The sequence below is a fragment of the Pseudoxanthobacter soli DSM 19599 genome (assembly GCF_900148505.1).
Classification (GTDB): Bacteria; Pseudomonadota; Alphaproteobacteria; order Rhizobiales; family Segnochrobactraceae; genus Pseudoxanthobacter; species Pseudoxanthobacter soli.
This window is the reverse complement of the sequence record NZ_FRXO01000001.1, coordinates 75,725-97,735: the sequence shown is the minus strand read 5'-3', so window position 1 is coordinate 97,735 and position 22,011 is coordinate 75,725. Positions and strand designations below refer to the sequence as shown.

Annotated in this window: 16 protein-coding genes; 7 read left to right on the top strand and 9 right to left on the bottom strand. The window is 66.7% G+C overall.

The annotated features are described in order from the left end of the window. Positions 1 to 39: 39 nt before the first annotated feature. The 3 genes from rpsD to BUF17_RS00385 all read right to left on the bottom strand — a co-directional run bounded on the left by rpsD (position 40) and on the right by BUF17_RS00385 (position 2,883). Positions 40 to 657, bottom strand: coding sequence for a 30S ribosomal protein S4 (gene rpsD / locus BUF17_RS00395; protein WP_073625257.1), 618 nt, complete (start codon positions 655 to 657; stop codon positions 40 to 42). 240 nt (positions 658 to 897) lie between these two features. Beyond that, complete coding sequence (gene murI, locus BUF17_RS00390; protein ID WP_084563705.1) at positions 898 to 1,803, bottom strand: glutamate racemase; 906 nt, start codon at positions 1,801 to 1,803, stop codon at positions 898 to 900. Positions 1,804 to 2,049: 246 nt separating this feature from the next. After that, a complete protein-coding gene (locus tag BUF17_RS00385) occupies positions 2,050 to 2,883 on the bottom strand; it encodes an RNA methyltransferase (protein ID WP_073625256.1) in 834 nt (277 codons plus the stop codon). 282 nt (positions 2,884 to 3,165) lie between these two features. Here BUF17_RS00385 and BUF17_RS00380 point away from each other — a divergent pair, with 282 nt between their 5' ends. After that, entirely contained in the window at positions 3,166 to 4,383 is a 1,218-nt protein-coding gene (locus BUF17_RS00380) for an NADP-dependent isocitrate dehydrogenase (protein WP_073625255.1), read from the top strand. 84 nt (positions 4,384 to 4,467) lie between these two features. On the opposite strand, the gene BUF17_RS00375 is transcribed toward BUF17_RS00380, so the two are convergent. Further along, positions 4,468 to 5,628, bottom strand: a complete 1,161-nt coding sequence (locus tag BUF17_RS00375) for a cyclic nucleotide-gated ion channel (RefSeq protein ID WP_073625254.1) — start codon at positions 5,626 to 5,628, stop codon at positions 4,468 to 4,470. A gap of 335 nt (positions 5,629 to 5,963) precedes the next feature. Here BUF17_RS00375 and argE point away from each other — a divergent pair, with 335 nt between their 5' ends. Next, a complete protein-coding gene (argE, locus tag BUF17_RS00370) occupies positions 5,964 to 7,115 on the top strand; it encodes an acetylornithine deacetylase (protein ID WP_073625926.1) in 1,152 nt (383 codons plus the stop codon). A 6-nt stretch (positions 7,116 to 7,121) separates the two neighbouring features. On the opposite strand, the gene BUF17_RS23140 is transcribed toward argE, so the two are convergent. Then, the gene (locus tag BUF17_RS23140) at positions 7,122 to 7,310 is read right to left on the bottom strand and encodes a PLDc N-terminal domain-containing protein (RefSeq protein ID WP_073625253.1); all 189 of its coding nucleotides are present in this window, start codon (positions 7,308 to 7,310) and stop codon (positions 7,122 to 7,124) included. A gap of 406 nt (positions 7,311 to 7,716) precedes the next feature. Between BUF17_RS23140 and BUF17_RS00360 the strand changes: the two genes are divergently transcribed. The 3 genes from BUF17_RS00360 (at position 7,717) to BUF17_RS00350 (ending at position 12,816) form a co-directional block, all read left to right on the top strand. After that, entirely contained in the window at positions 7,717 to 9,336 is a 1,620-nt protein-coding gene (locus BUF17_RS00360) for an ArnT family glycosyltransferase (protein WP_073625252.1), read from the top strand. A gap of 333 nt (positions 9,337 to 9,669) precedes the next feature. Further along, positions 9,670 to 11,865, top strand: coding sequence for an anthranilate synthase (locus BUF17_RS00355; RefSeq protein ID WP_073625251.1), 2,196 nt, complete (start codon positions 9,670 to 9,672; stop codon positions 11,863 to 11,865). Positions 11,866 to 12,120: 255 nt separating this feature from the next. Continuing rightward, positions 12,121 to 12,816, top strand: coding sequence for a hypothetical protein (locus BUF17_RS00350; RefSeq protein ID WP_073625250.1), 696 nt, complete (start codon positions 12,121 to 12,123; stop codon positions 12,814 to 12,816). A 61-nt stretch (positions 12,817 to 12,877) separates the two neighbouring features. On the opposite strand, the gene BUF17_RS00345 is transcribed toward BUF17_RS00350, so the two are convergent. After that, positions 12,878 to 14,470, bottom strand: coding sequence for a peptide chain release factor 3 (locus BUF17_RS00345; RefSeq protein ID WP_073625249.1), 1,593 nt, complete (start codon positions 14,468 to 14,470; stop codon positions 12,878 to 12,880). Between the two features lie 748 nt (positions 14,471 to 15,218). Between BUF17_RS00345 and BUF17_RS23135 the strand changes: the two genes are divergently transcribed. Together BUF17_RS23135 and BUF17_RS00335 are read left to right on the top strand one after the other, a co-directional pair. Further along, positions 15,219 to 15,677 (top strand): hypothetical protein, encoded by a 459-nt coding sequence (locus tag BUF17_RS23135; RefSeq protein ID WP_244530713.1) that lies wholly within the window; start codon positions 15,219 to 15,221, stop codon positions 15,675 to 15,677. A gap of 251 nt (positions 15,678 to 15,928) precedes the next feature. Continuing rightward, the gene (locus BUF17_RS00335) at positions 15,929 to 16,876 is read left to right on the top strand and encodes an AEC family transporter (RefSeq protein WP_073625248.1); all 948 of its coding nucleotides are present in this window, start codon (positions 15,929 to 15,931) and stop codon (positions 16,874 to 16,876) included. Between the two features lie 183 nt (positions 16,877 to 17,059). Here BUF17_RS00335 and BUF17_RS00330 read toward each other — a convergent pair whose 3' ends face one another. The 3 genes from BUF17_RS00330 to BUF17_RS00320 all read right to left on the bottom strand — a co-directional run bounded on the left by BUF17_RS00330 (position 17,060) and on the right by BUF17_RS00320 (position 21,906). Then, positions 17,060 to 17,218, bottom strand: coding sequence for a DUF3309 domain-containing protein (locus tag BUF17_RS00330; protein WP_073625247.1), 159 nt, complete (start codon positions 17,216 to 17,218; stop codon positions 17,060 to 17,062). A gap of 188 nt (positions 17,219 to 17,406) precedes the next feature. Continuing rightward, positions 17,407 to 19,002, bottom strand: coding sequence for a serine hydrolase (locus tag BUF17_RS00325; protein ID WP_073625246.1), 1,596 nt, complete (start codon positions 19,000 to 19,002; stop codon positions 17,407 to 17,409). 189 nt (positions 19,003 to 19,191) lie between these two features. Continuing rightward, positions 19,192 to 21,906, bottom strand: coding sequence for a valine--tRNA ligase (locus BUF17_RS00320; protein ID WP_073625245.1), 2,715 nt, complete (start codon positions 21,904 to 21,906; stop codon positions 19,192 to 19,194). Positions 21,907 to 22,011 lie beyond the last annotated feature (105 nt).

Below are 22,011 nucleotides of genomic sequence, written 5' to 3'. Positions count from 1 at the left end.
TGCCCCGACGGCCTTTCCGAATGGCAGGCTTTCGCCCGGTCAGCGCGAGTAGAACTCGACGACCAGGTTCGGCTCCATCTGCACCGGATAGGGCACATCGCCCAGAGCCGGCACGCGGACATACTTGGCCACCATCTTGGAGTGGTCGGCCTCGATATAGTCCGGAACGTCGCGCTCGCCCGACTGGACGGCCTCGAGCACGAAGGCAAGCTGCTTGGACTTGTCCTTCACCTCGACGACGTCGCCGGCGCGCACGCGGTAGCTCGGGATGTTCACGCGGCGGCCATTGACCTTGATGTGGCCATGGCTGACGAACTGGCGCGCGGCGAACGGGGTCGACACGAACTTGGCGCGATACACGATCGCGTCCAGCCGGCTCTCCAGCAGGCCGATCAGACGCTCGGAGGTGTCGCCCTTCATGCGGGACGCCTCGTCGTAGATCGCCGTGAACTGCTTCTCGGAAATGTTGGCGTAGTAGCCCTTCAGCTTCTGCTTGGCGCGCAGCTGCACGCCGAAGTCCGAAAGCTTGCCCTTGCGGCGCTGGCCGTGCTGGCCGGGACCGTATTCGCGGCGATTGACCGGGCTCTTCGAGCGGCCCCAGATGTTCTCTCCGAGGCGGCGGTCGATCTTGTACTTCGCCGAATGGCGCTTGCTCATCGCAGTTTCCTGGTGTTCGATTCTTCGGAAACGCGCCCTCCTTTGTCCTCTCCGCCACAGGGGCGGAGGAACCGACAGGGACGACGGGCGAAGCGCTCGCCCGATCCCACGGGTGCGTGAACGCACAAGGCCGGAGCGACACCCCGGCCTTGCGGATGGCGGGTGCTACCGCAAACCCGATGCCAAATCAACCCCGGCGCGCGGAAAACCGGCGGAAATCCGTCATTCCCGCCTCATCGATCAGTCCGGCTTCCAGGCGAGGCGCAGGGCGGAGAGGGTCGCCGACAGCGCGCCTTCGGGCGGACGGCCGGAGGTGAAGATCACGCTGCCGCGCGGGGCGGCATCGTTTTCCGGCTGCCGGAACGCGGAAGCCCCCTCCGGCAGGCCCAGCACATCGACCGTGCGCCGCGCGATGGCCGGCGCCGGATCGATCCAGTGCACCGGCCAGGGTGCAAGCCGGACGAACACGTCCGTCAGGAAAGGATAGTGGGTGCACGCCAGCACGATGGCATCGGTCCGCCGGCCGTCGCGCGCCACGAAGGCGGGCGCTATCTCGTCGGCGATGGCCTGTTCATCCACCGTCTCGCCACGCAGACGCGCCTCGGCGAGCGCCGCCAGACGCTTCGAGCCGACGAGATTGACCTCGGCACCATGGCCGTGGGTGTTGATCAGCGCGCGAGTATAGTCGCGCGCCACGGTTCCGGGCGTCGCCAGCACGCTGACGAGGCCGGAGCGCGTCGCGGCCACCGCGGGCTTGATCGCCGGCACGGTGCCGACCACCGGAATATCGAGCGAGGCCCGCAGCGCCGGCAGCACCAGCGTCGAGGCGGTGTGGCAGGCGATGACCACCGCGTCCGGCTCGTGGCGACGGGAGAGATCGACGACGAGGTCGCGCACGCGGGCAACGAGATCGTCCTCCGCCCAGGCGCCATAGGGAAAGCCGGCATCGTCGGCGACATACACGGTGCGCGCGCCGGGCAGGCGCGCCGCGATCTCGCGCTGGACGGTGAGACCGCCGACCCCGGAATCGAACACGAGAATGGAGGACGGCGATGCGGAAGCGGGCGGGTGGTCCACGGCGGCCGCCGCGCCGGCGAGGCCGTCCGGCGCATGCCGTGTTCCCGCATAAAGATCGATGACAGCCATGTCATGAACTCCCGCCATGAACTCTTGCCGTGAACCTTTGACCGTTCAGCCCTGGCACCGGCGGGTCGATATCCCGCCACGGCCCCGGCTGGCGCGTTCCGATTGAAGCACGCATAATTCAAGCGCCCGCAAGATGAACGGGCGCTTAATGGCCGTTCTCCGGCGCGGCGGCAGCCGGCAACGCACGCAGGCCTGCGCGGCAACATCCTCCCGTCGCGCCCGCCCGTCCAGCGCCGCGAGCGCCGGTCAGGGTTTCGTTCCCGGCGGCGTTCGGGCGGGGCCCTTCTCCTTGGAGGGCCGGGTCGGGCGCCCTTCCAGGGCGGCGACGACGCCGCGCAGAGTGCGAACCTCGCCCCCGGTGAGCGAAATGCGCTGGAAGATGTTGCGGAAGGCGCGAACGGCCACCGCACGCTTGTCCTCGGAACGGAAATAGCCGGCGGCTTCGAGCGCCGATTCGAGATGCTCGAACAGGCCGAGCAGTTCGGCCATGGTGGCGGCCTCGCCGCCCTCGAAGCTCGAGAACGGCAGCGCGCCCCCGGTCACCGCCCGGCGCCATTCGTAGGCGACGATCAGCACCGCCTGGGCGATGTTGAGCGAGGCGAAGCGCGGATCGATCGGCAGCGTGACGATGGCGTCGGAGCGCACGACCTCGTCGTTGGTGAGGCCGATGCGCTCGCGGCCGAACAGGATCGCGACCCGTCGCCCTGCATGGGCGGCGGCAAGGGAGCGCTGCGCCGCCTCGTCCGGGCCGATCACTTCCTTGATCATGTCGCGTTCGCGCCGCGTGGTGGCGAGCACGAGATCGCAATCGGCGATGGCCTCTTCAAGCGTCTCGAACACCGTGATGCCGGCGAGCACCTCGTCGGAGCGCGAGGCGGCGGCGATGCCGCGCTCGTTCGGCCATCCGTCGCGCGGCTTGACGAGGCGCAGTTCGGACAGCCCGAAATTGGCCATCGCGCGGATGGCGGTGCCGATATTCTCCGCCATCTGGGTCTCGACCAGCACGACGACCGGCGCGCGCGCGGCCGCTTCGCCCGCACCCACGGTCGGATCGGTCTCGTCCGCTGCCGGTTCGCTCATGTCTGCCCTCGATGCCGCGTGTGTCGTCTCTCGAACGCGGGCTTATGCCCCACATCGCCGCGGGATGCGAGAGCGGGGCCGCAACGCATCGCGATCCGCAGGCGGGAAGCGGAAATCGTCTCCGTCCTGACGCCGCGTCTCGCTTGGCCCGGGCGGCAAGGCGGTGTTATAGCAACCGGGACGTTTCAGGCCCTTCCGGGCCGCCGGGGCACTCCCCCTCCGGCCCTCCCCGCCACCACCCGTGCCATCCGATTTATCCGCGCACGCACCCGAGAGGCAAACATGGCGAAGATCAAGGTCGCAAATCCTGTCGTCGAGCTCGACGGCGACGAGATGACCCGGATCATCTGGCAGTACATCAAGGACAAGCTGATCCATCCCTATCTCGACGTGCCGCTGGAATATTACGACCTCAGCGTCGAGAACCGCGACGCCACCAACGACAAGGTGACGGTCGAGGCCGCCGAGGCGATCAAGCGCGTGGGCGTCGGCGTAAAGTGCGCCACCATCACCCCGGACGAAGCGCGGGTGAAGGAATTCAACCTCAAGGAAATGTGGAAGTCGCCGAACGGCACCATCCGCAACATCCTCGGCGGCGTGATCTTCCGCGAGCCGATCATCGCCCGGAACGTGCCCCGCCTCGTGCCGGGCTGGACCCAGCCGATCGTCGTCGGCCGCCACGCCTTCGGCGACCAGTACCGCGCCACCGACTTCCGCGTGCCCGGCAAGGGCAAGCTGACGATCTCGTTCGTTGGCGAGGACGGCACCAAGATCGAGAAGGAAGTCTACAGCTTCCCGGGATCCGGCGTGGCGATGGCCATGTACAATCTCGACGACTCGATCCGCGACTTCGCGCGGGCCTCGCTCAACTACGGCCTGCTGCGCAAGTACCCGGTCTATCTCTCCACGAAGAACACGATCCTGAAGGCCTATGACGGCCGCTTCAAGGACATCTTCCAGGAGATCTACGACACCGAGTTCAAGGAGGCCTTCGAGGCCGCCAAGATCCACTACGAGCACCGCCTGATCGACGACATGGTCGCCTCGGCGCTGAAGTGGTCCGGCGGCTATGTGTGGGCCTGCAAGAACTATGACGGCGACGTGCAGTCGGACATCGTGGCCCAGGGCTTCGGCTCGCTCGGCCTGATGACCTCCGTGCTGATGACGCCGGACGGCAAGACCGTGGAGGCCGAGGCCGCCCACGGCACCGTCACCCGCCACTACCGCCAGCACCAGCGCGGCGAGGAGACCTCGACGAACTCCATCGCCTCGATCTTCGCCTGGACCCGCGGCCTCGCCCATCGCGCCAAGCTCGACGACAATGCCGATCTGAAGCGCTTCGCCGACACGCTGGAAGCGGTCTGCGTTGAGACGGTGGAGTCGGGCTACATGACGAAGGATCTGGCGCTGCTCGTCGGCGACACCCAGAGCTGGTTGTCCACCACCGGCTTCCTCGACAAGATCGCGGAGAACCTCGAAGCCAAGATGGCGGCGTGGTGATCTGAAGCGCCCCAGCCCGGCCCCTTTCGGCCGGACAGGGTTCGAGCCCCGGCGCCATCGGTGCCGGGGCTTTTCTTTTTCGTGTCAGCCGTGGGCTTCGGAACCGCCCTTGGCGAGGCGCTTGATGCGGGCCGCGAACACCGGGCGCCGGCCGAGCAGCGAATGCAGGTCCTTCTCCGGCAGCACGATGATGCGCGTGCGCGTCAAGGCGCGGATGACTGCGTCCGTCTCGGCGCCGCCGTAGCGAAGCGGACCGCCGAAGGCATCGCCGTCCGCCAGCCGCCGCGTCTCGTCGCCCTGCATCGCCTCGACGTCGCCGACCGCGATCACATAAAGACTCCTGGCGTTGTCCCCCGCGCGCAGGACGTGGTTGCCGGCATCGTAGGTCTCCGCTCTCGCGATCGAGAGGATCTCCGCCAGCACGTCAGTGTTGAGACCGTCGAACAGCGGAATGCGGGTGAGCGTCGCCCAGTTCACCACGAAGCCGCGCCGCCGGATGACCTCGCTGAACGAGGTCGCCACGATGGCGATCGGCAGCGCGAGCACGATCAGCCCCATGATCATGGTGACGCCACCGATGATGCGCCCCACGGGGCTCGCCGGGATGATGTCGCCATAGCCGACCGTGGTCACCGTCTCCATCGCCCACCACATCGCGAGCGGGATGGATCCGAAGGCCTGCGGCTGCACCGGACCTTCGAGCTGGTACATCACGGTCGCCGACACCGTGACGACCGACATGAGAACCACGAGGCAGGCGAGCAGCGTCTGGCGTTCCGCGGCAATCGCCTCCGCGAGCGCTGCGATGCCGGTGGAATAGCGCAGCAGCTTGAGGAAGCGCAGCAGCCGGAGAAGCGCGAACACCCTGAGATCGAGGTGGAACAGGTGCACGAAGATGAAGGGCAGGATCGCGATGAGATCGATGATGCCTTCGAAGCTTCTCGCATAGGAGAGTCTGGCGGCGACCGGGCCCATAGCCTTGCGTCGCGGGTCTTCCACGCTGACCCAGAGCCGGAGGATATATTCGGTCAGAAAGACGCTGAAGATGAAGACGCTGCTGATTTCGAACCAGACGCCCCAGTCGTCGTGGACCTCCGGAATGGTCACGATGATCGAGAACAGCACGCTGACGCAGATCAGGGTGATCAGGAGATAGTGGACAATGAGCCCGATGGCATCGTGGCGGTCGTCTCCCTCCAGGATTTCGTAGAAATGTCGCCGCATCGTCTTGCCCGCGGTGGACATCGGAGGCCCCTTCCCTGCCAGTGCCGCAACGTGGCGGTAGAGCCTATCCCTTCGGACCGAACCGATCCGAATGGCGATCACAGGCTCAAGCTCTTGGATCCAGAGCGATTTCTTCCCGGTCGGATGATTCCATCCGATCGCAGAGCGCCCCAAAGGGAATATTCGGCCGGTCGCGTTCCGCCAACCCGAAATTCCGCGGCGCCGGCAAAACGGATGGAACCGGCGGACGCCGAGACCGGGGGAATAATCCGCCGCGGGCTTATTTCGCATTCCGCCCGGGCGCCCGGCCGTTTAAACATTTGAGGCCGCGCCTGATGGGGGAGCACATTTCCGGCATGAGTTCGTACGCCATCGCCATGCTCGAACGCCTCGTCGGCTTCGATACGACGAGCCGCAACTCCAATCTCGCCCTGATCGACTGGGCCGAGGCCGAGTTGAACCGTCTCGGGGTTCCGACGAAGCGCGTCTACGACCCGGCCGGAGACAAAGCCAACCTGTGGGCCACGATCGGACCCGCGGACGAGCGCGGCTATATCCTTTCAGGCCACACCGACGTCGTTCCCGTCGACGGCCAGCTCTGGAGCAGCGACCCGTTCACGCTGACGCGCAACGGCGACCGGCTGATCGGCCGCGGCGCGGTCGACATGAAGGGCTTTCTCGCCTGCTGCCTCGCCTCGGTGCCGGCGATGCTCGCGGCCGACCTCAAGCGGCCGATCCATCTCGCCTTCTCCTATGACGAGGAAGTCGGCTGCACCGGCGTGCGCGGCCTGATCGAGGACTTGCGGGCGGAGCCCCTGCTGCCGCTCGCCTGCTTCGTCGGCGAGCCGACCTCGATGCAGGTGGTGGTCGCCCACAAGGCGAAACGGAGCTACCAGGCCGTCGTCACCGGCCGGCCGTGCCATTCCTCGCTGGCGCCGCTCGGGGTCAATGCCGTTGAGTATGCGGCCCGTCTCGTTGTCTTCATCCGCGAGCTCGGGCAGAAATGGGCGGCCGGTCCGGCCGATTCCATGTACGACGTGCCGGTCTCGACCACCCATACCGGCGTGATCGAGGGCGGCACCGCCGTCAACATCGTGCCTGAGCTCTGCACCGTGACGTTCGAGTTCCGCGTGCTGCCGCAGGTCGATTGCGATGCCGTGATCGCCGAGGTCGAGGCCTTCGCACGAACGGTGCTGGAACCGGAAATGCACGCCGTGGCACCCGAGACGGGCATCCGGTTCGAATATCTGTCCGGAATACCGGGCCTCGATACCGGCGTCGACGACGAGGTCACGCGCCTCGCCATGCGGCTTGCCGGACGCAACGACCTGGCGAAGGTCGCCTACGGCACCGAGGCGGGGCTGTTCTCGGGCATCGACATCCCGACGGTGGTGGTGGGCCCGGGCTCCATCGAGCAGGCCCACACCCCGGACGAGTTCATCGAGGTCGCCGAACTCGACAAGTGCATGGATTTCATCGCCCGGCTGATCGAACACTGCCGGGCGTGACGCCGGTCAGGTGCGCGGCGAGTTCGGGCCGGCGATCAGCCACGCCAGCAGGCCCAGCACCGGCAGCACCAGAATGACCACCACCCAGATCAGTTTCGCGGCGGTGGATGCGCCCGACTGGACCGTCCTGATGATGGCGTAGATGTCCAGAACGAGGATGATCAGACCAAGCAGCCCGCCGAATTCAATGCCCACGATATCGTCTCCATTGTAAGGCCCGCGCCTTCCAGCGAGCTTGACAGAGAGAACGCCCGTCGCCTGTGCCGGTTCCGGCGCGAAAGCCGCCCGCCGCCGACGCTGGTGTACCGCTCCCCCACGTGCCCGCCAGTCCGCCCGGCGGTGCTGCCCAGAGCGCATTGCGATCGGACGGAACCATCCGATCGGCAGGAACATTGTTCCCGGTCGAAAGCGTGGAGCATTTCCCCTTCAGGCGTGCTCGATCCGTTCCAGGCCGCGCGGTTGGTTCAGCAGATGCAGCGGCATCCAAAGCGTGACGGACGCCTCGCTGCGTATTTAGGGATTTTGCCCTGCCATCCTCGCTCGACTTCGTTATGATGGCGGCTCCCGAAAGGCACCTTTCAGCGAGCGAGAGACATTTTCCATGGGAGAGACGTCGAAGATCGCACGGGGTTTCCTGGTCCTTTTCTGCGTCTTCTTTTTCGCCTGCACCTTTTCGTATCTTCTCCACGCAGGACGACTGGCGGTTGTTCCGATCTACGACGACGTCTCGTATCTGATCGATGCGATCTCCCGCCTGGGCACTCTCGAATATCAGGGGCTTGGCGGCTTTCTCCGCAGTTTCACGGTCATGCCGGCGCACTCGCCGGTCTTCGCCGTGATCGGCACGTTCGGGCTGCTGTTAAGTGCTACGGAGGCCTGGGGGCCATACGCGCTCAACGCCCTCTGGCTGCTCGCGTTTGCGGTGCTGGCTTGGCGTGCCCTCGGCCGCATACCCGACTGGTCGCGGGTCGGCATCATCATGGCGATGCTCGCCGCCCCCATGTTCGGCTATGTCATCTCCGAATTCCGCCCCGACATTGTCTGGGGATTGCTGATCGGCTTCGCCGTGGCGCTGCTGGCATCCGTGGATCTGGCGGTCATTCGATTGCGCGCGGCCGCAGCCTACGGCCTGCTGATCGGCGTCGCGGTCCTCACCAAGCCCTCGGGGATGCCGGCGGCGATCGTCGTTCTCGGAACCGGGATGGTGCTTCAGTTCGGCATCGCCTTCCTGACGGCGCGTCCGGCCGGTTCGAAAGCGACGCTCGTTCGCTTTGCAATCATGCTCTGCGCGGCACTCGCCCCCATCGTCCTATACATGATCTTCAGCTGGCGACATGTCTGGGACTACATCTACTCCACGCTCATCGTCGAGAAGGGCGTCTGGAGCCTTAACGCCTCTAGAATCGAGCATATCGTCTTCTATCTGGTGTATCCCAACGCCTTCCGGCTGCTCGGGTGGGTCTGGTACGCCTGCATTCCGATCCTGATCATCTGCGCAGCCGTTCTGATCCATTTCCGGCAGCGCCAGCGGCTTCTTCGACTTGCAGGACTGGTCCTGACCGTTCTCGTCGCCTACCTCATCCCGACGGCAAGCTCGGTGAAGACCTTCTATATCGGCAGCATCTTCTATGGCCCCGTGATCGCCGTCACCGTCTGGGCGCTCGGAGCCATCGTCGAGGCGGTGCGCCCTTCGCCGAAGATCGTGGGCATCCTCGGCGCGGCCGTCTTCACCGCCGCCTGGACTCCGAAGACCGGCAGCACGGGACTGGACGATCCGAGGGTCGCGATCATCGACGATGCCAGCAAGGCGATCCTTCCGGAGATCATTGCGACGCTGAAGACAAGGGAGCCCGGCAAACGATCGACCGTGCTCTTTACCTCTCCGGGCCCGGTCTATAGCGGCACGCTGGAATTCATGTCGCTGCGGCAGGGGCTGAACGAGCGTTACATCAACGGCTATACATGGTCGGACTGGAGCCTTTACGAGCAGGCCTTCAGCTTCAGCGACATCGTTGTCTCGCCGGAGCCTGGCATTCTCGGTCAGGACGGATTCAATTTTCCGAGCTTCGCCTTCCAGCAGCGCATCCTCGACGAGATGCGTCACGATCCCGCCTTCGACGCCCGGCGCGCCTATATCGACCCGAACGGCAAGGCGATCTGGATCTTCACACGCAAGGCGTCCTTTCCCATGAAGAAGCCGGTGGAGAAGCCGGCCTCCTGAGCCGCACGGCCAGACGCCGGACGCATCGCTGCCGGCGCCGGGCGAGGCCTGTGCGAAGGCGCGCCGAGAAGCCTGTCGGCAGAGGGCTGCCGCGGCCTTTCCGGAACGCGCGGCGCAGCATTGCAATCGCCGCCGCTTGCGCTTAAACAGAGTGCCATGTCGATGATCCGTTCGTTCAACGCTGGCTGGTGGCGGCGCGCCTCTTGAGGGCGGCCGTCGTCGTGCGCGTGACCGATCGGGACATGTGAACACAGGGCCGCCACGGGAAACCGGGCGGCCTTGTTCGTTTCAGCCGCCCGCCCCCTGTCCGGCGGAAGTGCGAGGGAGAGAGGAATGGGCGGCTCGGCCGAACTTCATTACGTCACCGCGGGCGGCGTCGCCGTCGATCGCGCGGCACACGACATCGCCTATCTGGGCGCCATCAATGCCTGGGTCGACCGGCTCGATTCCGAGCGCGGGGCGGTGTTCTCGTCGAGCTACGAGTTTCCCGGCCGATACACCCGCTGGGACATCGCGTTCGTCAATCCGCCGCTCGCACTCGAAGCCTCCGGCCGCACACTGACGGTGACCGCGCTCAACGCGCGTGGCCGCGTGCTGCTTCCCGCGATAGAAGCGGCGCTTGCGGCCGAGCCCGCGCTGACGCGGACGGAAGGTGACGCCGGCCGGTTCGTGGTCGAGATCGCCGAGCCGGACGGCCCCTTCACCGAGGAGGAGCGCAGCCGGCAGCCGTCCGTGTTCACGGCGGTGCGGGCGGTGGTGGCGCTGTTCAAGTCGGGCGAGGACCCCTATCTCGGCCTCGCCGGCGCGTTCGGCTACGATCTCGCATTCCAGTTCGAGCCGATCCCGCTGCGGCTCGCCCGCCCGGCCGACCAGCGCGACCTCGCGCTGTTCCTGGCCGACGAGATCCTGATCGTCGACCACTACGGCAAGCGCGCCACGGTCTATGCCTATGACTTCACCGTTGGCGGCGCCTCCACCGCCGGCCTGCCCCGCGACGGCGACAAGCTGCCGTTCAAGCCGGGCGAGAAGGACGTCGGGCGGGGGGATCATGCCCCCGGCGAATATGCCGAGACGGTTGCCAAGGCACTCGACTATTTCCGCCGCGGCGACCTGTTCGAGGTGGTGCCGGGCCAGACCTTCACCGAGCGCTGCCTCGCCGCGCCTTCGGCGATCAGCCGCCGGCTTTCCGCGATCAATCCGGCGCCCTACGGCTTCTTCATGAATCTCGGCGCCGGCGAGTGGCTGGTCGGTGCCTCGCCGGAGATGTTCGTGCGCGTCACCGACGGGCGGCGGGTGGAAACCTGCCCGATCTCCGGCACGATCGCCCGCGGCCGCAACGCCATCGAGGACGAGGCGCAGATCCGCAAGCTGCTCAATTCCAAGAAGGACGAGGCCGAGCTGACCATGTGCTCGGACGTCGACCGCAACGACAAGGCTCGCGTCTGCGTGCCCGGCAGCGTGAAGGTGCTCGGGCGGCGCCAGATCGAGCTCTATTCCCGCCTGATCCACACCGTCGACCACATCGAGGGCATGCTGCGCGAGGGCATGGACGCGCTCGACGCTTTCCTCTCCCACGCCTGGGCCGTGACGGTGACCGGCGCCCCGAAGAAGTGGGCGATGCGCTTCATCGAGCAGCACGAGAAGAGCCCGCGCGCGTGGTATGGCGGCGCGGTCGGCATCGTGCACTTCAACGGCGACCTCAACACCGGCCTGACGCTGCGCACCGTGCGCATCAAGGACGGCATCGCCGAGGTGCGTGCCGGGGCGACGGTGCTGTTCGATTCCGTGCCGATGGACGAGGAACGCGAGACCGAACTGAAGGCCTCGGCGATGCTGGCCGCGATCCGCGAGGCGGCGAACCCGCCGAAGCTGGCCGTGGCACCGGCAGGCGCGGCGGCGACCAGCCATCGCCGCGTGCTTCTGGTCGATCACGAGGATTCCTTCGTGCACACGCTCGCCGATTATCTGCGCCGCACCGGCGCGGAGGTGACGACGCTGCGCGTGCCGGTTTCCGATGCCGCCTTCGACAAGGTCGATCCGGATCTCGTGGTGCTGTCGCCCGGTCCCGGCCGGCCGACGGACTTCGACTGCGCGGCCACCATCGCCCGCGCCCGTGCCCGCGGCCTGCCGATCTTCGGCGTCTGCCTCGGCCTGCAGGCGCTGACGGAGTTCTTCGGCGGCCGTCTCGGCCAGCTCGAGCTGCCGATGCACGGCAAGCCCTCCACGATCCGCGTCACCCATCCCGGTGCACTGTTCGCGGGGATGCCGGAGGAAATCGAGGTCGGGCGCTATCACTCGCTGATCGCCGACACCTCCTGCCTGCCCGCCGATCTGGTGGTGACGGCGCAGACGGAGGACGGCGTGGTGATGGGCATCGAGCATGTCTCCGAGCCCATCGCCGCGGTGCAGTTCCACCCGGAATCGATCATGACGCTCGCCGGAGACGCCGGCATGGCGATCATCCGCAACGCGGTGGCGAACCTCCATGCCCGGCAGGCCGGACAGGACAACATTTCCGTCGCCGTCTGATCGCCGGCGATCCGACGCCGTAGCGCCGGTTTCCGCTCCCGGAGACCGGCGCCACGCGCCATGAAAGCGCTTCGCGGGCGCCGCAAGTAAGGCAGGGCAGCAGCTTACCAACATTTAATAAATGCGAAGCCCATGTTATTTCTTGTAAAAATATCGAAATGAAAGAATACGAAAGACTAGAAAACACGCCGATCCTTGAACTGGAAAAGCGCCTCTCTCTATAGTGGCGCCAATTCGTTCGTTTAAGGATCAATGATGTTTGGCGAGAGCTACTTTAAGGAGCTGTTCCGCAAGCCGGCAACAAAGCCGGGCGGACCGATCCAGCCGGGCGATATCCTCATCAAGCATGTGACGCTGTCGGGAATCGGCCTCGGCATTCTGGCCGGACAGGCAGTAGGCTCCGCAGGCCTGGACGCGCGCTGGGTCCATGCCGGCATTGCGACTTCGCACGACATGATCGCCGAAATGGACGGTCACGGGCTGCAGCACAACTGCCTCGCCACCACGGACCGGGAATTCAAGTACCGCGTCTTCCGCACCGCGCACCGCAACGTCGCGATCGGTGCCTGCGAAACCGCGAAGATGCTGCTCGGCTTCCACGCCAATGCGAAGGGGCGGCTGACCTATTCGCTGTCCGGCGCGGCGAAATCGATCACACTCTCGACCAACAAGGTGAGCAACACCGACCGGATCAACAAGATCCTCGATGCGCTCCTGAGCGGCCGCGACGTGTCGCTGTTCTGTTCGGAACTCGTGGTGCTCTGCTATCTCGTCGCGCTGGAACAGAGCAGCCTGCTGCCGCGCAAGCAGGGGGCTTCCCTGCCGGCGATGAGCCAGTTCTTCGCCTACGAGCCGAAGGAATACAGCCCCGCCTACCTGCACGAGATGCTGTGCGACGGCAAAAGCCTGTTCAGCTATGTCGGCGACTACCAGGGCATGAAGTGGCTATAAGAAGCCGCGCATGGCAAGGGGATGCCTGCGCCCCCTTGCCGCCTCAGGCGTGCGCGTATTCTCAGGCCGACTGGCGGACCTGATAGTCCTTCACTTCCGAGAACACGATCTGCGGCGCCCGCTCCTGCTCGTATTTCAGCGAGAACGCCGACGTCGCCATGAAGACCGGCGCGCCGTCGAGATCGTCGGCGATCGCCGAGCGCTGGGCCTCGACGAACTTCTCGAGATCGGCGCGGCTGTCGCTGGAAATCCACCGGCAGACCGTGAAGCGCGATTGCTCGAAGCCGATGGGCAGGCCGTATTCGGCCTGCATCCGCTCCACCAGCACGTCGAGCTGCAGCGCGCCGACGACGCCGACGATGGCCGCCGAGCCGTCCTTCGGCAGGAACATCTGCACCACGCCTTCTTCCGCCATCTGCTGCAGCGCCTCGCGCAGCTTCTTGGCCTTCATCGGATCCTGAAGTCGAATGCGGCGCAGGATTTCCGGCGCGAAGCTCGGCACGCCGCGGAACAGCACGTCCTCGCCTTCCGTCAGCGTGTCGCCGATGCGAAGCGTGCCGTGGTTGGGGATGCCGACCACGTCGCCGGCGAACGCTTCTTCCGCGAGCGAGCGGGAGCGGGCGAAGAAGAACTGCGGCGCGTTGAGGCTGATCGATTTGCCGGTGCGGACGAGCTTCGCCTTCATGCCGCGGGTGAGCTTGCCCGAGCAGACGCGCAGGAAGGCGATGCGGTCGCGATGGTTCGGGTCCATGTTCGCCTGGATCTTGAACACGAAGCCGGTCATGCGCGTCTCGTCCGGCAGCACGGTGCGGCCATCGGCCTGCTGGCCGCGGGGCGACGGGGCGAATGCTGCCAGCGCGTCGATCAGGTCGCGCACGCCGAAGGTGCGCAGCGCCGAGCCGAAGAACACCGGCGTCAGGTGCCCTTCGCGGAAGGCATCGAGCTCGAACGGCTTGCAGGCCTCCTGCGCCAGCGTGATCTCTTCGAGGAAGGCGTCGCGCTCGTCAGGCGGAAGCAGGTCGATCACCTTCGGATCGTCCGGCCCGGAGACCGGGATCGCCTCCTCGTCGCGATCGATCAGGCGGATGTGATTATGGGCAAGGTCGTAGGTGCCGACGAACGAGCGGCCCCGGCCGATCGGCCACGTCACCGGCGCGGTATCGAGGGCGAGCGTCTTCTCGATCTCGTCGAGCAGGTCGAACGGGTCGCGGCTCTCGCGGTCCATCTTGTTGATGAACGTCACGATCGGGATATCGCGCAGGCGGCAGACCTCGAACAGCTTGCGCGTGCGCGCCTCGATGCCCTTCGCGGCGTCGATCACCATCACGGCGGAATCGACCGCCGTCAGCGTGCGATAGGTGTCCTCGGAGAAGTCCTCGTGGCCGGGGGTGTCGAGCAGGTTGAAGATGCGGCCGTCATACTCGAACGTCATCACCGAGGTGACGACGGAGATGCCGCGCTCCCGCTCGATGCCCATCCAGTCGGAACGGGTCTGGGCGCCGTGCTTCTTCGCGCGCACCTCGCCCGCGAGCTGGATGGCGCCGCCGAACAAGAGGAGCTTTTCCGTGAGCGTCGTCTTACCGGCGTCCGGATGGGAGATGATGGCGAAGGTGCGACGCCGCGCGGACGGCGTATCGTCGGAAGGATCGGACATCGGAACGCAAGCTTTCGGAACCGTGGGCCGGATCGCCCGGAGGGCGGCCCGGGGCGCGCGCGGGCGGGCGCGTGCCGTTTGCTGCCGACCTAGTTTGAAACCGCGCGGAGTTCAAGCGCGATGGCGCGCCGTGCGCCCCGGAAGCGCGCGATTCGGTCGCAGGCCGGCTCAAAAAATCTTTCGCAGCGCGAAAAATCCCGGCTTTACACGACTCATTTTGCATTCCAAACTCAACTTGTCCGTCAACAATCGAAAGGAGGTGATCCAGTGTCTCATTGTCATCCGTCGCTCTCGTCGGCTTACAGGTCCTGGGTCCTTGCCTCTGCGGAGACCTACGCTTCGTAATACGACGCCGAGCTTTCCGCTCGGATTGCGGCCAGACAATGGAAGGGTCGTTCCCCGGAACGACCCTTCTTTGTTTTTATGCTTTATACTGATGAGATATCTCGAAAGCTTTGCAACGGTGTGCGAGATTGCTGCCATAAGGCAAGCCGTCCGAGACGAGCGGTCCCGGCCGGCGACAACGGCGATGCACCACAGGCTGCGGCCGGATGGCGAGCGTAGAGCTTGAGGCGGACGCCGGAAGCAGACGGCCGATGAACCACAAGGCCGGTCCGGCGGTTGTGAAAGACCGTAACGCCGCGAGCAGGCCACGGTAGGCAGCAGGACGGCGGGACAGATCACAAGGCACCCGGCGCGGTCGCCGATCCCATCGAACCCGAAGCGGGGACACCGGAAGGACGCACTGATGACGACCGACGGAAAGACGAACGGACCGGCCTCTGGCGCCCGGAAGGGCAAGGACGAAGCCGTGGTGGATGAGGCGGCCGTCGACGAGGCGATCGAGGACAGCTTTCCCGCAAGCGATCCGCCGGCCTTCTCCCAGCCGACCGGTGTCGTTGCCGAGCGCGATCCCGACAGCGCGCCCTCGGCGGACACGCCGAGCGAGGCCGAGATCGACGAAGCCATCGAGGACAGCTTCCCGGCGAGCGATCCGCCGGCGTTTTCCCAGCCGACGGGCGTGGTTTCCACCCGCGCGCCGGACGACGCGCCGTCGGGCGACGGCCCGAGCGAAGCAGAGATCGATGAGGCCCTGGAGGAGAGCTTCCCGGCCAGCGATCCTCCTGCCTTCTCGCAGCCGACCGGCGTGGTCGCGACGCACGACCCCCAGACGGCGCCCGACGGGGACGAGCCGGAGAAAGATTGACGGCGCAGGCCGCGACGCCTGCCGGCTGGCGGCTTGATCGCGCCGCTGGCCTGCCTGCGGTTGACGGGGCGGCGGCGATCCCATAGGCCAAGATCGTCGGTCCGGAACCCTGGAGCCGGGCCCCACCCTGTCGGGCGGACCCGGCAGGGTGCCGGCCTCGACCGCCGAACTTCCCTACCCTTCTCGATCGTCGGACGCCCCGGCCGCGGGCCGGTGCCCGCCGGGTCCGATGGCTCAGGACGTCGATTGCGATGCTTGCCACGCTCACGGTGGTTCTGCCGGTGTTCGCGCTCGTGCTGGCCGGCTTCCTGTGCCGGCGCCTCGGCGTGCTCGGGCCGAATGCGACGACGGAACTCAACCGGTTCGTGGTCTATCTGGCGCTGCCCGCGCTGTTGTTCGACGTGATGGCGAACACCTCCTGGACCGCGCTTTACCAGCCGGGCTTTGCCGCGGCCTATGGGCTCGGTTCGCTGTCGGTGCTTGCCGTCACCCTGGCGTTGCGCTGGCGCTCACCCCGGCATCTGGCGGACGCGAGCCTGGACGGGCTGAACGCGGCCTATCCCAACACCGGCTATATGGGCTTTCCGCTGGGGCTGATGGCATTCGGCCGCGATGCGCTCCCCGCCATCACGATTGCCGCGATCCTCACCGTCTGCGGCGTGTTCGCGGTCGTGATCGTGCTGATCGAGATCGGCCTGCAAAGCGAGCGCCGTGTGGCGCCGCTGGTGTGGAAGGTCATTCGCTCGCTCGCGAAAAATCCGCTTCTGGTATCGCCCGTGCTCGGCGCGCTCTACGCGGCGACCGGTTTCGCCGTCCCCACAGGGGCGGAAACGTTTCTGAAGCTGCTCGGCGGCGCAGCGAGCCCCTGCGCGCTCGTCGGCCTCGGGCTGTTCCTTGCGGAACGCCGGCCTTCCGGCGAAGGCGGCCATACCAGGTCCGCCGTGATTCTGACCGTGTTCAAGCTTGCGGTCCATCCGGCGGTGACGTGGCTGCTGGCGGCCTATGTCTTCAGGCTGCCGCCAATGCTGACGGCCATCGCCGTGCTGATGGCGGCTCTGCCCACGGGCACGGGACCGTTCATGCTGGCCGAATTCTACGGACGGGAAGCGGTGGTGACCGCCAAGACGATCCTGTTCTCGACCCTGGGCTCGGTCGCGACGCTGTCCGCGTTGCTGATGATCACCGGCCACGGCGGATAAAAGCCGGCTCACGGGACCGGACGCCCTCGCCGGCATCGCGCGGGGTGCACGATGCCGGCTTAGAGCGCTTTCCGATCCGATGGAATCATCGGATCGGAAAGACATCGCTCAAGATTCGAAAGCTTTAGCATATCCTTGTCGTTCCGATCGGCTCGATCTGAACGGGTTATGCTCCAGGCATCGTCAGACGCGTCCCATCAACATCAGGATGACGAGCACGATCAGCACGAGGCCGACGATGCCGCCCGGGCCATAGCCCCAGCCGCTGCTGTAGGGCCAGGTCGGCAGTGCGCCGATCAGGAGCAGAATGAGGATGATCAGCAGAATGGTGGAAAGGGTCATCGGTGGTCTCCCTGCGGCAGGCGGCAGACCGCCTACCCACGGTCTCCCAACCCGATTTCGATCTGACGCGACCGCATTATCTCGGCCGGATCGCTCCGGCGTCGTCCCCAGCGCGCCTGTCCTTACAACCGCACAGCACCGCTTCCGTTCCCCGGCGAACAAACCCTCGTGAACCACGTCCGCAGAGGTCAGTGTCTCGTGAACGGGAACCTCTGGCCGTCCTGATCGAACACGAGCGTGGACAGACGCCCGTCGGCGTCGGCCTCGAACTGAGCGAAGCCGAGCGTCTCGTCCGTCAGGGCATCGAGGCCCGCGAGCGGGCCGACCGGCAGCGCCTTGACGGAGAACACCCCCCCGTCGAACGGCGACAGTGCCAGTTGCGCGCCGGTCTGCTGCAACGTCATCGTGAGCCGCGAGCCGTCGGCGATGACGTTCGCCATCCCTATCGCGGGGTTGGCGAACGTGCCTGCCAGCGCGGCGAGATCGCCGGCCGGCCGCGCATCGGCGGGCGGCTTGAACCGGGCGTCAGCGGTCGCTTCCGCCGCCTTCGCCTGCGCGAGGGCAGCGGCGACCGGATCGCCGGCATCCGCACCGATGAGCCGCAGATAGATCCACTGCGCCACGGCATCCGGAAAACCGCGATTGCCCTCGTTCGACAGCACCACCACGCCGAAGCCCTTGCCCGGCATGAAGCCGATATGGGCGCCGAAGCCCGCTGTGCCGCCGTTGTGCCAGACCACCCGGCCATCGGCCGAGGATGTGATGACCCAGCCCATGGCGTAGGAGAGCGTGTCGTTGATCGCCACCCGCGGCCAGCGCGTGACCGACAGGTTCTGGGTGGAAACGAGGCGCTTGCCGTCGAGTTCGCCGTCGCCCATCTGGAACCGCACCCAGCGGGCCATGTCCTCCAGGTTGGAATTGATGTTGCCGGCCGGCCCGAGGCGGTAGGGAAAGTTCTCGTCGAACGGCACCTGCACGGATCCGCCGGAGGCGAACCGGTGGCCTTCCGCATGGTTGGGCGCGGTGGCGATGGCCTCCTTGGTGAAGCTGGTCGACGTCATCGCGAGCGGCTCGATGAGCGTGCGGCGGGCGAGATCGTCCCAACTCTTCTCGCCATAAAGCCGCGCCAGGATGCGGCCGGCCAGCAGATGGGTGATGTTGGTATAGGCGAAGGTGGAGCGGAAGCTCGAGACCGGATCGGCATAACGAAGCGATGCGATCAGCGCGTCAGCGTCATAACCGAGCACCGCGAGCGTGTCGTTGACATAGGGCCTGAGGCCGGAGCGCTGGGCGATGAGGTCGAACACCCGGAATTCCCGTGTGACCCAGGGGTCCTTCAGCGCGAAGCTCGGGTCGAGATCGACGACGGTTTTATCCCATGTGATCCTCCTGTCGTCGACCGCCTTCGCCAGCGTGGTGGCAAGGAAGCTCTTGGTGGTCGAGCCAACCTGGAAGATCGTCGCGGCATCGACCGGGCGCGGATCGTCTTTCGCCCGGATGCCGAACCCCTTGGCGTAGACGAGGCCGTCCGGCCCGACGATGCCGACCGCCGCGCCGGGAATGTCGAAGGCCGCCATGCCCTGCTTCACATAGGCGTCGAGCGCGGGCGTCAGCGCGGTGACGCGCTCGGCGAGCGGCGCCGCCGCCTGTGCGCCCTGCCCCATCGCGGGCGTGCCCTGCGCAACGGCCGGCGCGGCGAGGGTCGCAGTCAGCCCCACTGCCGCAAGCCCCCTGAGGAGGATGCCGAAGCCTCTGCTTCCGCCGAGTGTCCACCGGTCCGCCATCGTCCCGTCTCCCGTCATCGCTGCATCGGGAGCACCATCGCCCATAAGTGCGCAGCAAGACAGAGGCGGCGAGACAGAGCCGGCTGGTCTCTGTCGGGACAGTGACCGCGCGGGCATTCCGAAACGAAAGCGGCCGCCGGCCCTGTCAGGGACCGGCGGCCGCGAGGCCGTGACGCGAAGCGGGGCCGGTCAGGCGCCCTGAAGCCGGCCGAGGGCCTCGACGACCTTGACGCGCCGCTCCATCGCGGCTTCGCGACGCTCGCGTTCCTGCTCGACGATCTCCTCCGGCGCCCGCTCGATGAAGCTCGGGTTGGAGAGCTTGCCGTCGACCTTGGCGATGTCGGCGTCGACCTTGGCGAGTTCCTTCTCCAGCCGCGCGCGCTCGGCGGCGAAGTCGATCACGCCGGCGAGCGGCAGGCAGGCGGTGGTGCGGCCGAGCACGATCTGCGCCGAGGCCGCCGGGGCGACGTCGGCGGTCGAGGCGGTTTCGATGCGGGCGAGCCGTCTGATCGCGGCGTCGTGGGTGACGAGGCGCGCCTTGTCGGTGTCATCGGCACCGACGAGCACCAGCGGCAGCAGCGCGGCCGGCGGCACGTTCATCTCCGCCCGGACGGAGCGGATCGCAGCGATGAGATCGACCAGCCAGTTGATCTCGTCGGCAGCGGCCGCCGCACCGGCGCCGGCGACGCCGACGGGCCAGCGCGCATGGGCGGCGAGGCCCGTCCGCGCGGGTCCGGTCTCGCCGGTGCGCAGCCACAGCTCTTCCGTCACGAACGGCGCGAACGGGTGCAGCACCTTCAGGATCTCGTCGAGCGCCCAGGCCGTGGTCGCTCGAATCTCCGCCTTGGCGGCCTCGTCGTCGCCGTTGAGGATCGGCTTGGCGAGTTCGAGATACCAGTCGCAGAACGTGTTCCAGGTGAAGCGGTAGACCGCCGCCGCCGCGTCGTTGAAGCGATAGGCGAGGATCGCCGCGGCGACCTCGTCGGCGACACGGCCGGCTTCCACCACGATCCAGCGGGCGAGCGTGCCCTGGACCGAGGCCGGATCGAACCCTTCCACCCGCACGCAGCCGTTCATCTCGGCGAAACGCGCGGCGTTCCAGAGCTTGGTCACGAAGTTGCGATAGCCGGCGACGCGGCTGGTCGCCAGCTTGATGTCGCGGCCGGGCGCGGCCATCGCCGCCAGCGTGAAGCGCAGCGCATCGGCGCCGTACTCGTTGGCGAGGTCGAGCGGGTCGATGACGTTGCCCTTCGACTTCGACATCTTCGCGCCCTTCTCGTCACGGACGAGGGCGTGGATATAGACGGTGTGGAACGGCTCCGGCCCCATGAAATGCAGGCCCATCATCATCATCCGGGCCACCCAGAAGAAGATGATGTCGAACCCGGTCACCAGCACATTGGTGGGATAATAGCGGCCGAGTTCCGGCGTCTTGTCCGGCCAGCCGAGGGTGGAGAACGGCCACAGCGCGGACGAGAACCAGGTGTCGAGCACGTCCTCGTCGCGGACGAGCGCGGTCGGGGCGCCATAGTGCGCTTCCGCGGCGGCGAGCGCCTCGGCCTCGGACTTCTCGACGAACACGGCGCCGTCCGGCCCATACCAGGCGGGGATCTGATGGCCCCACCAGAGCTGGCGGGAGACGCACCACGGCTGGATGTTCTCCATCCAGTCGAAATAGGTCTTCTCCCAGTTCTTCGGCACGAACACGGTGCGGCCCTCGCGCACCGAGGCGATCGCCGGCGCGGCGAGCGTCTTGGCGTCGACATACCACTGGTCCGTGAGCATCGGCTCGATCGGAACGCCCGAGCGGTCGCCGTGCGGCACCATGTGCGGATGGTCCTCGATCTTCTCGAGGAAGCCGCGCTCCTCCAGCATCTCGACGATGCGCTTGCGGACGAAGAAGCGGTCCTGGCCGTGCAGGGCCAGCGCCTCGTCGAGGTCGGGCGATGGCTTGAGGCCGGCGAGGAAATCCTCGTTGCCCTGAAGGGCGGCATTGCCTTCGAAATCGAGGATCGAGATCATCGGCAGGTCGTGGCGCTTGCCGACCTCGAAATCGTTGAAGTCGTGGGCGGGGGTGATCTTCACCGCGCCGGTTCCGGTTTCCGGGTCGGCATAGTCGTCGGCGACGATCGGGATGCGGCGGCCGGTCAGCGGCTGCACGACGAAGCGGCCGACGATGTCCTTGTAGCGCTCGTCATCGGGGTGAACCGCGACGGCGGTATCGCCCAGCATCGTCTCCGGACGGGTCGTCGCGACGATGATGACGCGATCCGCCATGCCCTCCACCGGATAGCGCAGGTGCCAGAGCTTGCCCTTCAACTCGACCGGCTGGACCTCGAGGTCCGAAATGGCCGTCAGCAGCTTCGGATCCCAGTTGACGAGGCGCTTGTCCTTGTAGATCAGCCCCTGCTTGTAGAGCGTGACGAACACTTCGAGGACGGCCTTCGAGAGACCCTCGTCCATGGTGAAGCGCTCGCGCGACCAGTCGCACGAGGCGCCGAGGCGGCGGAGCTGGCCCAGAATGGTGCCGCCGGATTCGGCCTTCCAGCTCCAGACCTTCTCGACGAACTTCTCGCGGCCGAGCGTGCGGCGGTCCGGCTCCTGGCGCTGCATCAGCTGGCGTTCGACCACCATCTGGGTGGCGATGCCGGCGTGATCGAGCCCGGGCTGCCAGAGCACGTCGCGGCCCTTCATGCGCTGGAACCGCACCAGGATATCCTGAAGCGTGTTGTTCAGCGCGTGGCCCATGTGCAGCGAGCCGGTGACGTTCGGCGGCGGGATGACGATGCAGAACGGATCGGCACCCGGCTCGGCGCCGGCTCCGGCTACGAAGGCGCGCTTCTCGTCCCAAAGGGCGGCGATGCGCGGTTCGGCTTCGGCGGCTTCGTAGTTCTTCTCGAGCATGGCGGGCTCAGTTCGTCGATGGCGCGGATGCGCGGGGATCGGTCGTGACCCTGAAGCCCGTGGGAGCGGGCCGGATCACCTGTGCAGGGAGGCAAGCCGCTCGGG